Annotated in this window: 9 protein-coding genes; 2 read left to right on the plus strand and 7 right to left on the minus strand. The window is 73.2% G+C overall.

Annotated elements, in window-relative coordinates:
• Positions 1-95 precede the first annotated feature (95 nt).
• Positions 96-686 carry a dienelactone hydrolase family protein gene (locus ACFWIC_RS28475; protein WP_329952041.1) on the minus strand — a complete coding sequence of 197 codons (591 nt, stop codon included), beginning with the start codon at positions 684-686 and terminating at the stop codon, positions 96-98.
• 194 nt (positions 687-880) lie between these two features.
• Between ACFWIC_RS28475 and ACFWIC_RS28480 the strand changes: the two genes are divergently transcribed.
• Positions 881-2515, plus strand: coding sequence for an alkaline phosphatase D family protein (locus ACFWIC_RS28480; protein ID WP_380520330.1), 1635 nt, complete (start codon positions 881-883; stop codon positions 2513-2515).
• An 85-nt stretch (positions 2516-2600) separates the two neighbouring features.
• Here ACFWIC_RS28480 and ACFWIC_RS28485 read toward each other — a convergent pair whose 3' ends face one another.
• The 6 genes from ACFWIC_RS28485 to ACFWIC_RS28510 all read right to left on the minus strand — a co-directional run bounded on the left by ACFWIC_RS28485 (position 2601) and on the right by ACFWIC_RS28510 (position 9443).
• A complete protein-coding gene (locus ACFWIC_RS28485) occupies positions 2601-3491 on the minus strand; it encodes an ABC transporter permease (RefSeq protein WP_380520331.1) in 891 nt (296 codons plus the stop codon).
• Between the two features lie 5 nt (positions 3492-3496).
• Positions 3497-6361: an alpha/beta fold hydrolase gene (locus ACFWIC_RS28490; protein WP_380520327.1), complete on the minus strand. Its 2865-nt coding sequence runs from the start codon at positions 6359-6361 to the stop codon at positions 3497-3499.
• A 163-nt stretch (positions 6362-6524) separates the two neighbouring features.
• Positions 6525-6995, minus strand: a complete 471-nt coding sequence (locus ACFWIC_RS28495; RefSeq protein WP_380520328.1) for a GNAT family N-acetyltransferase — start codon at positions 6993-6995, stop codon at positions 6525-6527.
• A 10-nt stretch (positions 6996-7005) separates the two neighbouring features.
• Complete coding sequence (locus ACFWIC_RS28500) at positions 7006-7944, minus strand: RluA family pseudouridine synthase (protein ID WP_329882134.1); 939 nt, start codon at positions 7942-7944, stop codon at positions 7006-7008.
• A 54-nt stretch (positions 7945-7998) separates the two neighbouring features.
• Entirely contained in the window at positions 7999-8742 is a 744-nt protein-coding gene (gene lspA, locus ACFWIC_RS28505; RefSeq protein ID WP_380520329.1) for a signal peptidase II, read from the minus strand.
• A gap of 185 nt (positions 8743-8927) precedes the next feature.
• Positions 8928-9443, minus strand: a complete 516-nt coding sequence (locus ACFWIC_RS28510; protein ID WP_329952038.1) for a TraR/DksA family transcriptional regulator — start codon at positions 9441-9443, stop codon at positions 8928-8930.
• Positions 9444-10157: 714 nt separating this feature from the next.
• Between ACFWIC_RS28510 and ileS the strand changes: the two genes are divergently transcribed.
• Positions 10158-13304, plus strand: coding sequence for an isoleucine--tRNA ligase (ileS, locus tag ACFWIC_RS28515; RefSeq protein WP_329952037.1), 3147 nt, complete (start codon positions 10158-10160; stop codon positions 13302-13304).
• The last annotated feature ends 38 nt before the right edge of the window (positions 13305-13342 follow it).

The raw sequence follows: 13342 nt of genomic DNA on the forward strand, positions 1-13342 counted from the left end.
CGCCCGCCTCTGGTGGCCCCCCCCCCGGCGGGCCGGATCCCCTGCGCGGGAAGTCGGCCGGGCCGACTTCCCGCGCAGGCAGGACAGCGGCGACCTCAGGCGGCCTGTTCGTCCAGCTCGGCGAGGAAGTCCAGGGCCACGGCCCACGCCCGCTCCGCCGCTTCGGCGTCGTAGTCGGCCAGGTCGGGGTCGGTGAAGACGTGCCCCGCGCCCCGGTAGCGGTGGATCTCCACGTCGGCGCCGGCCTTGCGCATGCCCAGGTACCAGGCGTTCAGCCAGTCCTCGGGCTCGAACGGGTCGGGCTCGGCGATGTGCAGCTGGACCGGGATCGAGGTGGCCGCGTCCTCGCGGATGTCGGACGTGCCGTGCAGGAGCAGCAGGCCGAGGGCCTTCTCGTCGGCGAGCGCGAGGTTCTGGGCGAGCGAGCCGCCGAGCGAGAAGCCCGCGTAGACGAGCGGCGCCCCGGAGCCCAGCAGCGGGGCGGCGGCTCCGACGGCCAGCCGCAGCAGCTCGTCGCTGCCGACCTCCTCCTTGTACGCCATGCCCTCCTCGACGTCGTCGAAGGTCCGTCCCTCGAAGAGGTCGGGGGTGTGCACGGTGTGCCCGGCGGCGCGCAGCCGGTCGGCGGCGGCGTGGACGGCGGGGCGCAGGCCGTACACGGAGTGGAGGAGCAGGATCTGTGCCACGGGCGGGACTTCCTTGCGACAGGGGGCCGGAACAGCCTCCCATCATCGCGCATGGCCGCCGGGTGGCCGAGCGCACCCGCCACGATGGCGGGACGCCACACCTCGGTGAAGCAGCGACGAACAGTCAGTTCAACGTATGGAACAGCGCATTACCGACCGGTAGCCTGTCCGCCGTGACTGACCTTGTCGATGACATGACCGCCGCCCGCCCGCACCGCCGCCAGGTGCTCAAGGCCACCGCCCTCGCGGCCGGCGCCGCCGCCCTGCCGCTCACCCTCGGCACCTCGGCCCACGCCGCGACCGCCCCGCAGTTCCTGCACGGCGTCGCCTCCGGCGACCCGCTCCCCGACGGCATCCTGCTCTGGACCCGCGTCACCCCGGCCCCGGAGGCCGTTCCCGGCTCCGGCCTCGGTGCCGACACCGACGTGCGCTGGGAGCTCGCCACCGACAAGGGCTTCACCCGGCTCGCGGCGAGCGGCACGGTGACCACCACCGCCGCCACCGACCACACCGTCAAGGCGGACGTCCGCGGCCTCACCCCGGGCACCCTCTACTGGTACCGCTTCACCGCCGGCGGGACGGTCTCCCCCCTCGGCCGCACCCACACCACCCCGGCCGCCGACTCCGCCCTCGACCGGCTCCGCTTCGGCGTCGCGTCCTGCGCCAACTGGGAGGCCGGCTACTTCTCGGCGTACCGTCACCTGGCGGCCCGCGGCGACCTCGACGCCTTCCTCTTCCTCGGCGACTACATCTACGAGTACAAGACCGGCGAGTTCTGCGCCCGCGGCTCGGTGGTCCGCCCGCACGCCCCTGCCCACGAGATCCTCACCCTCGCCGACTACCGCACCCGGCACGGCCGCTACAAGACCGACGAGGACCTCCAGGCACTGCACGCCCAGGTCCCGACGATCGCGATCTGGGACGACCACGAGTTCGCCAACGACGCCTGGTCCGGCGGCGCCGAGAACCACACCCCGGGCGCCGAGGGCGACTGGGCGGCCCGGGTGGCCGGCGCCAAGCAGGCCTACTTCGAGTGGATGCCGGTCCGTCCGTCCGTCGCGGGCACCACCTACCGCCGTCTGCGCTACGGCAAGCTCGCCGACCTGCACCTGCTGGACCAGCGCTCGTTCCGCTCCCAGCAGGTCAAGGTCGGCAACGGCGACGTCGACTCGGCCGAGCGCACCATCACCGGCCGCGCGCAGATGGACTGGCTGAAGTCCGGCCTCTCCGCCTCCGACACCACCTGGCGGCTGATCGGCAACGAGGTGATGATCTCCCCGGTCGCCCTCTTCGCCCTCCCCGACTACATCCTTCGCCCGCTGGCCAAGCTGCTCGGCCTGCCCGGCGAGGGTCTGGCGATCAACACCGACCAGTGGGACGGCTACACCCACGACCGCCGCGAGCTGCTCGGCCACCTCAGGGCGAACGGCATCACCAACACCGTCTTCCTGACCGGCGACATCCACTCGGCCTGGGCGTCGGACGTCCCGAACGAGGCCGCCACGTACCCGCTGTCCGGCAGCGCCGCGACCGAGTTCGTGGTCACCTCGGTGACCTCGGACAACATCGACGACATCCTGAAGGTCGCGCCGCAGACCCTCTCGCTGGCCGCCACCGCCGCGCTCCAGGCCTCCAACCGGCACATCAAGTGGGTCGACCTGGACTCGCACGGCTACGGCGTGCTGGACATCACCCCGAGCCGGACGCAGATGGACTACTACGTCGTCTCCGACCGGACCCGCAAGGACGCCACCACCAAGTGGACGCGCTCCTACCGCACCAGGTCCGGCACCCAGCAGGTCGAGCGCGTCTACTCGCCCGTCAAGTAGCCGCCGGCACGACGGCCCCGCCCGCCGGTCAGCGGCGGGCGGGGCCCCGGCCGAGGGCCCCGCCCGAGGAGCGCGGCCGGGGCGGTCAGGACACCACGTCCTTGCGGGCGAAGCCGCGGAACGCCAGCGCCAGCAGCACCACCGCGTAGGACAGCGACAGCGACACGCCCTGCACCATGCCGCCCCACTCCAGCTGCGGCTGCAGGGCGTCCGCCCACGCGTACTGCCAGTGCGCGGGCAGCCACGCCCGCAGGTCACCGAGCGCGGTGATGGCGTCCAGCACCCCGGTGATGATCGAGGCGAACACCGCCCCGCCCACGGCCCCCAGGGGCGCGTCGGTGGCGGTGGAGAGCCAGAACGCCAGCGCGGCGATCACGACCTCGCTCAGGAAGACGAACACCACCGCGACCGCCAGCCGGGGCAGTGCCTCCCCTGCCGTCAGGCTCGCGCCGGCCGGCAGCTTCAGGTCGCCCCACCCGTACGCGGCGGTGCCGACGCCCAGTCCGACCAGCGGCAGCAGCAGCACCGCGACCGCCGAGAACAGCAGCCCGACCGCGAACTTGCGGGCCAGCAGCCGGGCCCGGGGCACCGGCGCGGCCAGCAGGTACCGCAGCGAGGACCAGCTCGCCTCGGAGGCCACCGTGTCGCCGCAGAACAGCGCGACCGGGATCACCAGCATGAAGCCGGTGCCCATGAAGAGCATGGTGGCCGCGAAGTTCGGCCCGGACGAGGTGGCCAGTTCGATGAACGTGGTCCGGTCGGCCCGGTTCGGGGTGCCGGCCACCTGGAACGCCGCCAGCACGATGAGCGGCATCGCGGCCAGCACGCCACCGATCACCATCGTCCGCCGGCGCCGGAGCTGACGGACCACCTCGACGCGCAGCGGCAGCGTCCGACCGGCCCGGTACCCGGGGGCGTGGTCCGGCGACACCCCGCCCGACGAGCCACCGGACGACGACACCCCAGAAGACACCACGGCGCTCACGCCGTACCTCCGATCAGCGACAGGAACGCATCCTCCAGCCGGCGCTGCGGCCCGGCCGACGCGACCGGCACCCCGAGCCGCACCAGCTCGGCCAGCAGCTGACTGGCAGCCATGCCGTCCAGCCGGACGAGCAGCCCGCCCTCGGTCGCCTCCGCCGACGCGACGCCGGCCAGGACCGCCACCTTGTCGGCCGCCGCCGCCAGCTCCTCGGCCCCGAACGAGGCGTCGGTCCCGACCAGCAGTTGCTCGCCACCGCCGACGATCTCCGCGACGGCGCCGGTGGTGATCAGCCGGCCGCGGTCCATGACCACCAGGTCGGTGCAGCTCTGTTCGACCTCCGCCAGCAGATGGCTGGAGACGATGACGGTCCGCCCGGCGGCGGCGTACCGGATCATCACCTCGCGCATCTCGCGGATCTGCGGCGGGTCGAGCCCGTTGGTCGGCTCGTCGAGGATCAGCAGGTCGGGCAGGCCCAGCATCGCCTGGGCGATGGCGAGTCGCTGCCGCATGCCCTGCGAGTAGGTGCGCACCGCGCGGTCCAGCGCCTCGCCGAGTCCGGCGATGGCCAGGGCCTCGTCCAGGTGCGCGTCGGCCTCGGGCCGGCCGGTGGCCTGCCAGTAGAGCCGCAGGTTGGCCCGCCCGGTGAGGTGCGGGAGGAAGCCCGCGCCCTCGACGAAGGCACCGACCCGGGACAGCACCGGCGCACCCGGCCGCACCAGGTGGCCGAAGATCCTGATCTCGCCGGCGTCGGGCCGGATCAGGCCCATCAGCATCCGCAGGGTGGTGGTCTTGCCCGCGCCGTTGGGGCCCAGCAGACCGAGCACCTGGCCCTGCTCCACCCGGAAGCCCAGGTCCTTGACCGCGTACCGGTCGGCGGCGCCCTTGTACCGCTTGCTGAGTCCGGTGATCTGCAGCGGCACCCCGCCCAGCACCGGGTCGTACGCCGCGCCCCGCTCCGCCCGCGCCCGGCGCCGGAGCCGGGGCAGCAGCAGCACGGCCGCCGCCACCGCGACGGCGACCAGCGGCAGCACCCAGGTCCGCGACGGCAGCGGCGCGGCCTCGGTGACCAGCCCGTCCACGGTCGGCAGGGTCAGCGGTCCGGTGACGGCGGCCCGGTAGGTGGCCGGTTCGGCGGGTGACGCGTACGCGAGGTCGGTCGAGGCGAGCACCAGCCTGAGCCGGTGCCCGGAGTCGAAGGTGTGGTCGACGGTGGGCAGCCCCACCGTGACGGTCCGCCCGTCGGGCCCGTCCGCGCCGGTCACCCGGAGCGGGGCGGACAGCTGCTGCGGCAGGGTCTGCTTGCCGTCCGGGGCGACGTCGTACAGCTTCGCGAAGAGCACCGCGTCCGGGCGGTCCGCCCGGACCCTGATCGGGACGGTGGGCCGGCCGGTCAGGTGCACCGAGGCGTCCAGCGGCTCCGACTCGAAGGCGGCGAACTGCCCGGGGAAGTCCAGGGAGACCGAGGCACCGAGTGCGGCGGCCTGGCTGAGCGCGCCGATACCCGGCAGCGCGGAGATGTTGGGCGGGGCGCCGCCCGGCGGGTTGGCGAAGGCCTGCTCGCCGTCGGCGGAGGGACCGGTCAGCCGGTACTGCCGCGAGCCGGTGCCGCCGAGCCCGGGGTAGGCCTCGGCCGTCGCCCCACGCAGGACCGGCTGGAAGCCGGTGGAGTCCACCCCACCGGTCCGGGTCACCCGGAACGCCGCCCCGGTACCGCCGTCACCCTGCGAGGCGTCGCCGTCCTTCGGGGCACCGTCCCCCTTCGGGGCATCGCCGCTCGCAGCGCCGCCGCCCTTCAGGTAGCGGTCGAACCAGGCACCCACCCGGGCGTCCACCCGTTCGCTGGTGTCGGTCGCACCGTCGTGCCCGCCGGCGAACCAGTCCACCGCGACGGGGGCGCCGTTGGCCGCCACCGCACGCGCGATCGCGTCCCCCTGGTCGAGCGGGAACAGCGAGTCCTGCTGTCCCTGGACGACCAGCGTCGGCACCTTCAGCCGGTCCGCGACCGAGGACGGGCTGGACCGGTCCAGCAGCGCGACCGCCTCCGGGTCGGCGTGCCCGGTGGTGGCCACCCGGTCGTACATCCGGCACAGCTCCTCCAGGAACCGTCCGCAGCCGACCTGCCCGGCCCCCTCCGACGCCACCGACGGCCGGGCCGCGCCCCCCGACGGACCGAGGTCGCCCGCCGATCCGGTGGTGAAGAAGATCCCGGCCCACAGCTTCTTGAACACCCCGTCGACCGCGCCGGAGCCCTGCACCCCCTGCGGGAACAGCGCGTCGGCCAGGTTCCACCAGGTGATCTGGCTGGCCACCGCGTCGATCCGGCGGTCGTACGCCGAGCCGAGCAGCGCCACCGCCCCGCCGTAGGAGGCGCCGGTGATGCCGACCCGGGGGTCGCCGGGTCCGTCGAGGCGTACCTCGGGCCGCTGGGCCAGCCAGTCCACCAGGCGCTTGACGTCCTCGACCTCGCGGTCCGGCGCGTTCAGCCCGATCTTCCCGCCGGAGCGTCCGAAGCCGCGTGCCGACCAGGTGAGCACCGCGTACCCCTGCCGGGCCAGCTGCTCGGCCCGTTCCCGCTCGCCCTCCTTGGAACCGCCGAAGCCGTGGCCGAGCAGGACGGCCGGGCGCGGGCTTTCCCCGGTCGTGAAGAAGGAGGTGTCCAGCTGGACCACCTGCTGGCTGCCGGGTGTCTCGGGCATCGCGAGGAAACGATCCTCCTGCCGGACCGCCTGTTCCCCACCGGCGGCCACGGCCGCCGTACCCACGCCGGCCACCACCACCAGGGCCACCGCACCCGCCAGCAGTCTCCGTCCGGCCGCCGTACCGCGACCGCGCCACCGGCGCCACGCCCCACCGAGCTCCATGGTCCGTGATCGTAGCCGCCGCTCGGGTAGGCGGCTGATAAGAGCGCCCCGGCCCGGCCCCGCGCAGGCCCGACAGGCCCGACAGGCCCGCCAGATCGAAAACCGGGCGGGCCCGCCGAAGCGGACCCGCCCGAAGCCTCACGAACCCACCCGGAGGGCAGCCCTACAACACCCGGGTCATCGTCCGGTGCGGGATCCCGGCGTCGTCGTAGACCCCGCCCTCGGCCACGTACCCGAGCCGCTCGTAGAACCCCAGCGCCTGCACCTGTGCGTGCAGCTCCACCTCACGCGCCCCGCGCAGGCGTCCGGCCGCCTCCACGGCGCGCACCAGCTCCGCTCCGAGCCCGGTGCCCCGGGCGGCCCCGACCACCGCGAGCCGGCCGAGCAGTACCCGCCCCTCGGTCCCCCCGGTCAGCCCGAGCGCCTGCTCGCCGAAGATCAGCCGGGCCGTCCCCCACGGCTCCCCCGCCGGCCCGACGGCCAGCAGGTGCTCCGAGGTGGCGTCCAGCTCGTCGTACTCCAGCTCCTCCGGCACGCCCTGCTCCTCGACGAACACCGTCCGCCGGACGCCCCGGACCAACGCGAGGTCGTCCTCCCCCTCGGCGATCCGGATCCGTGCCGCGAAAGCGCTCATGCCGGCCGCCTCAGCTCTCGGACGAGATGATGTCGAGCGACTTCCGCAGGTCGGCCGGGTACTCGCTGGAGAACTCCACCCACTCGCCGTCCGCCGGGTGCTCGAAGCCGAGCGAGACGGCGTGCAGCCACTGACGGGTGAGGCCGAGCCGCTTGGCGAGCGTGGGGTCGGCGCCGTAGGTGAGGTCGCCGACGCAGGGGTGGCGCAGTGCGGACATGTGGACGCGGATCTGGTGGGTGCGCCCGGTCTCCAGCTTGATGTCCAGCAGCGAGGCGGCCCGGTAGGCCTCGATCAGGTCGTAGTGCGTGACGGACGGCTTGCCCTCGCGGGTGACCGCCCACTTCCAGTCGGAGCTGGGGTGGCGCCCGATCGGGGCGTCGACGGTGCCGCTGAGCGGGTCCGGGTGGCCCTGGACCAGCGTGTGGTACTTCTTCTCGGTGATCCGGTCGTGGAACTGCCGCTTGAGGTCGGTGTAGGCGCGCTCCGACTTGGCGACGACCATCAGCCCGGAGGTGCCGACGTCGAGCCGGTGCACGACGCCCTGGCGCTCGGCGGCGCCCGAGGTGGAGATCCGGTAGCCGGCCGCGGCGAGGCCGCCGATCACGGTGGGGCCGGTCCAGCCCGGGCTGGGGTGCGCGGCGACCCCGACCGGCTTGTCGACGAGCACGATGTCCTCGTCGTCGTGGACGATGCGCATGCCCTCGACGTGCTCGGCGACGATCTGCACGGGTGCGGCGGGGGCGGGGATCTCGACCTCCAGCCAGGAACCGGCGGTGACGCGGTCCGACTTGCCGGCGACGGCGCCGTCGAGCGTCACCTTGCCGTCGGCGGCCAACTCGGCGGCCTTGGTCCGGGAGAAGCCGAACATCCGGGCGAGGGCGGCGTCGAGACGCTCGCCTTCGAGGCCGTCGGGTACGGGGAGGCTGCGGATCTGCGCTGCGGTACTCACCCGTACGAGTATGCCGGACGCGGGGGCCACCCCTTACGCGGCCGGTCCGCCGCCCTACTCGGCCGGGTCCTCCGCGCGCTCGCCCTTGGACCCCTTCTCCGCCGGCTGGTGGACGGTGCCGTCGGGGTTGCTGCCCCGGAAGGAGAGCAGGACGACCAGGATGCCGCCGCAGACGATCGCCGAGTCGGCGAGGTTGAAGACGGCGAAGTGCTGGACGGAGATGAAGTCCACGACGTGCCCGCGGAACACGCCGGGCGAGCGGAACAGCCGGTCGGTGAGGTTGCCGAGGGCTCCGCCGAGCAGCAGCCCCAGGGCGATCGCCCACGGCAGGCTGTACAGCCGCCGGGCGATCCGCCAGATCACCACGATGACGGCCGAGGCGATCATGGTGAAGACGACGGTGAGCGCCTGCCCCATGCCGAAGGCGGCGCCGGAGTTGCGGATCACCTGGAAGGTCACCACGTCGCCGATCACCTTGATCGCCGCGTGGTTCTCCAGCCGGGCCACCACCAGCAGCTTGCTGCCGAAGTCGATCAGGAAGGCCAGGAGCGCGACCACCAGCAGCACGCCGATCCGGCGGCGCCCCTTCGACGCCTCCTGCCCCGGCTCCGCCCCGTCGACGGCACCGACCGCGGTGGCCCCGACCGCCGCAGTACCGACCGCAGTCGCCCCGGCCGCGGTGGCCCCGAGACCGGTGGCCCCGACCGCGGTGGCACCGGCGGGTGCGACCCCGACGGCCGTGGCACCGGGGGCTTCGGCGGGGACGGCGGAGGTACGCGTCTCACCGGACTCGGTCACGGTCTCCGCCACGGCTTCGGCGGGCGTCGGGACGGACTCGTCCCGCGTCTGGGGGGAACCTTGCGTACTGATGATCCGCTCCGCTGCCGTGACGTGGGTGGGCCGGGGAACGCCCGACCTCCGACAGATCAGGCGACGTTACGGGGTCGAGCCTACGGCAAGCCCGACCCCCCGCGTCGCCCCGGTCAGCGGCGTTCCTGCTTGGCCTTGCACTGGACGCAGAGCGTCGCCCGCGGGAAGGCCTGCATCCGCGCCTTGCCGATGGCCTGGCCGCAGGACTCGCAGGTCCCGAAGCCGACGCCCTCCAGCCGGGCGAGCGCGTGCTCGGTCTGGGCGAGGCTGTCACGGGCGTTGTTGGCCAGCGCCACCTCGCTCTCCCGCGAGATGTTCTTGGTGCCGGCGTCCACCTGGTCGTCGCCGGCGCCGTCGTTGGAGTCGCGCATCAGGCCGGTGATGGCCGCCTCGGCCGCGTCGATCTCGTGCTGCAGCCGCTCCAGCTCGCTGATCAGCTCGGCGTGCAGCTCGTGCACCTCGTTCGAGGTCCACGGGTCCTCGCCGGGGCGGACGGGCAGCTCCGCCGGATCGACCGACTCGGCGCCGCCGGTGGCCCGGACGGCCCCGTTCTGGGCCGGCGTGCGGGTGCGGCCGGGGGCCACGAGAGCGGTGTCGGTGGTGTTCTTTCGCCGTGCGGTAGTGGTCACGGTCCCCTCCCCTGGATCGCCTGCCACGGCCTTGCGTGTCCGCTTGGTGGCGGTACCCGCGCCGGTTGCCTTCTCAGCCATGGCTTCGACCCCATCTACGAACGAATCGAGCCGCCGGTTCCCGGCGGCCTCCAGTGCCGGAACGATAATCCCGATCAAAAACGGTCACAACATGACATACCGACGCCTCACAATGATCCCACCCGGGCAGCCGTCACAGGCGCCACGCCCATGCGCCGACCAGAGTTGTGCCCCGTACGCCCCCGCCTAACCACCCCCGGACGCCGCACCGGAGGCCCCGCCCCCACGACGCCCGGGGCGCCCCGGGGCTCCGGGGGCGCCGCCCCCGGCCCGCCCCCGGCCTGACGCCGAGGCCCTCCGGACCCGCCCCGGACAGGTGGCCCGAAACGACTTGCGGCGGGCCGATACACTGAGCCTGCAAGGCGCAGATGGGGACGAGTACCGCAGTACGCAGCCACCAGCGACCCGGGGACGGTGCGAGCCCGGGGGTGTGCACGGCGCGAAGATCACCCCGGAGCCGCCGGAAGAACGGCCCGCGATTCCCGTCGCACCGGCCCGTAGACCCGGCAGCAAGCCCAAACAAGAGGGCCGCACGCACCACCGCGGCCAAGGAGGGTGGTACCGCGGGACGGCATGCCGTCTCGTCCCTCCGTCGGATCCCGTCCACGCATCCGTCGGAGGTAGACGCCCGCGATGAGTACCTACAACCCCGTCCCCGCCCAGGTCGACCTGCCGGTCCTCGAACACCAGATCCTCTCCTTCTGGCAGGACAACAAGGTCTTCCAGCGCAGCCTGGAGCAGTCCGAGGGCCGCCCCGAGTGGGTCTTCTACGAGGGCCCGCCCACCGCGAACGGCATGCCCGGCGCCCACCACATCGAGGCCCGCGTCTTCAAGGACGTCTTCCCGCGCTACCGGACGATGAAGGGCTACCACGTCGCCCGCAAGGCCGGCTGGGACTGTCACGGCCTCCCGGTCGAGCTGGCCGTCGAGAAGGAGCTGGGCTTCTCCGGCAAGCAGGACATCGAGGCGTACGGCATCGCCGAGTTCAACGCCAAGTGCCGCGAGTCGGTGACCCGCCACACGGACGCGTTCACCGAGCTCACCTCGCGCATGGGCTACTGGGTCGACCTCGACCAGGCGTACCGCACCATGGACCCGTCCTACGTGCAGTCCGTCTGGTGGTCGCTCAAGCAGATCTTCGACAAGGGCCTGCTGGTCCAGGACCACCGGGTCGCCCCCTGGTGCCCGCGCTGCGGCACCGGCCTCTCCGACCACGAGCTGGCGCAGGGCTACGAGACCGTCGTCGACCCCTCGGTCTTCGTCCGCTTCCCGCTGACCGGCGGCCCGCTGGCCGGCCGCGCCGCGCTGCTGGTCTGGACCACCACTCCGTGGACCCTGGTCTCCAACACCGCCGCCGCCGTCCACCCCGACGTCACCTACGTGGTGGCCACCGACGGCACCGAGCAGCTGGTGGTCGCCGAGCCGCTGCTGGCCAAGGCCCTCGGCGAGGGCTGGGAGCCGACCGGGGAGTCCTTCACCGGCGCCGAGATGGAGCGCTGGGCCTACCGCCGCCCCTTCGACCTGGTCGCGATCGAGAACGCGCACTACGTCCTCAACGCCGACTACGTCACCACCGAGGACGGCACCGGCATCGTCCACCAGTCCCCCGCCTTCGGCGCGGACGACCTCGCGACCTGCCGCCGGTACGGCCTGCCGGTGGTCAACCCGGTGCTGGCCGACGGCACCTTCGCCCCCGAGGTCCCGCTGGTCGGCGGCCAGTTCTTCAAGAAGGCCGACGAGGCGCTGGTCGCCGACCTCAAGGAGCGCGGCCTGCTCTTCCGCCACCTGCCGTACGAGCACAGCTACCCGCACTGCTGGCGCTGCCACACCGCGCTGCTCTACTACGCGCAGCCGTCCTGGTACATCCGGACCACGGCCGTCAAGGACGCCCTGGTCCGCGAGAACGAGGCCACCAACTGGTACCCGGAGAACGTGAAGCACGGCCGCTTCGGCGACTGGCTGAACAACAACGTCGACTGGGCGCTCAGCCGCAACCGCTACTGGGGCACCCCGCTGCCGATCTGGCGCTGCGAGGAGGGCCACCTCACCTGCGTCGGCTCGCTGGCCGAGCTCTCCGAGCTGACCGGCACCGACCAGAGCGGCCTCGACCCGCACCGCCCGTACATCGACGAGGTCACCTTCGCCTGCCGTGACTGCGGCGGCACCTCGACCCGGGTGCCCGAGGTGATCGACGCCTGGTACGACTCGGGATCGATGCCCTTCGCCCAGTACGGCTACCCGTACCAGAACAAGGAGCTGTTCGAGCAGCGCTACCCGGCGCAGTTCATCTCCGAGGCGATCGACCAGACCCGCGGCTGGTTCTACACGCTGATGGCCGTCGGCACCCTGGTGTTCGACAGGAACGCGTACGAGAACGTCGTCTGCCTGGGCCACATCCTGGCCGAGGACGGCCGCAAGATGTCCAAGAACCTGGGCAACATCCTGAAGCCGATCCCGCTGATGGACCAGCACGGCGCCGACGCCGTGCGCTGGTTCATGGCCGCCGGCGGCTCCCCCTGGTCGGCCCGCCGGGTCGGCCACGGCACGATCCAGGAAGTGGTCCGCAAGACCCTCCTCACCTACTGGAACACCGTCGCCTTCCAGGCCCTGTACGCCCGGACGTCCGGCTGGGCCCCGTCCGCGGGCGACCCGGCCCCGGCCGACCGCCCGCAGCTGGACCGCTGGGTGCTCTCCGAGCTCAACACCCTGGTCCGGGAGGTCGACGCGTCCTTCCAGGCGTACGACACCCAGCGGGCCGGCAAGCTGCTCTCCGGCTTCGTCGACGACCTCTCCAACTGGTACGTCCGCCGCGGCCGCCGCCGCTTCTGGCAGGGCGACGCGGCCGCGCTCGCCACGCTGCACGAGGCGCTGGAGACGGTGACCCGGCTGATGGCCCCGCTGACCCCGTTCATCACCGAGCGGGTCTGGCAGGACCTGGTCGTCCCGGTGGTCCCGGACGCCCCGGCCTCGGTCCACCTGGCCACCTGGCCGGAGGCGGACGAGTCGCTGATCGACGCCGACCTCTCGCGCCACATGACGCTGGTCCGTCGTCTGGTCGAGCTGGGCCGGGCGACCCGCGCCGAGTCCGGCGTGAAGACCCGTCAGCCGCTCTCCCGCGCGCTGGTCGCCGCCCAGGGCTGGGAGGAGCTGCCCGCCGACCTGCGCGCGCAGATCGCGGAGGAGCTCAACGTCTCCACCCTGGAGTCGCTCGCGGCCGGCTCCGCCGACCGGACCGGTGGCGGCTCGCTGGTCGACACCACCGCCAAGGCCAACTTCCGTGCGCTGGGCAAGCGTTTCGGCAAGGGCGTGCAGGACGTCGCCAAGGCGGTGGCCGCCGCCGACGCCGCCCGGCTCGCCGCCGAGCTGCGGGCCGGGGGCACCACCTCGGTCGAGCTGGACGGTGAGACCGTCACGCTCTCCCCCGACGAGGTGATCATCACCGAGACCCCGCGCGAGGGCTGGGCCGTCGCCAACGAGTCCGGTGCCACCGTGGCCCTCGACCTGGCGATCACCCCCGAGCTGAAGCGCCTCGGCGTCGCCCGTGACGCGATCCGGCAGATCCAGGAGGCCCGCAAGAACTCCGGCCTGGACGTCGCCGACCGGATCGTCCTCCGCTGGCGCGCCACCGACGACGAGACCGCCGAGGCGATCGCTGAACACGGTTCCCTCGTCGCGGAGGAGGTCCTCGCGACCGACTTCGCCGCCGGCGCGGCCGACTGGGAGTCGGACACCTTCTCCGACGAGTCCCTCGGATTCGCCTTCCAGCTGCGCAGGGCCTGACCGAACGACCCGGAGCCGCCGCCGCCCCACCCGGGGGC

It is taken from the genome of Kitasatospora sp. NPDC127035, assembly GCF_042726075.1.
GTDB lineage: Bacteria > Actinomycetota > Actinomycetes > Streptomycetales > Streptomycetaceae > Kitasatospora.

Excerpts from the sequence above, each read along its gene's own strand:
- ACFWIC_RS28490 (WP_380520327.1), bottom strand. The coding sequence starts at position 6,361 with ATGGAGCTCGGTGGGGCGTGGCGCCGGTGGCGCGGTCGCGGTACGGCG.
- ileS (WP_329952037.1), top strand. The coding sequence starts at position 10,158 with ATGAGTACCTACAACCCCGTCCCCGCCCAGGTCGACCTGCCGGTCCTC.
- ACFWIC_RS28480 (WP_380520330.1), top strand. The coding sequence starts at position 881 with ATGACCGCCGCCCGCCCGCACCGCCGCCAGGTGCTCAAGGCCACCGCC.
- ACFWIC_RS28495 (WP_380520328.1), bottom strand. The coding sequence starts at position 6,995 with ATGAGCGCTTTCGCGGCACGGATCCGGATCGCCGAGGGGGAGGACGAC.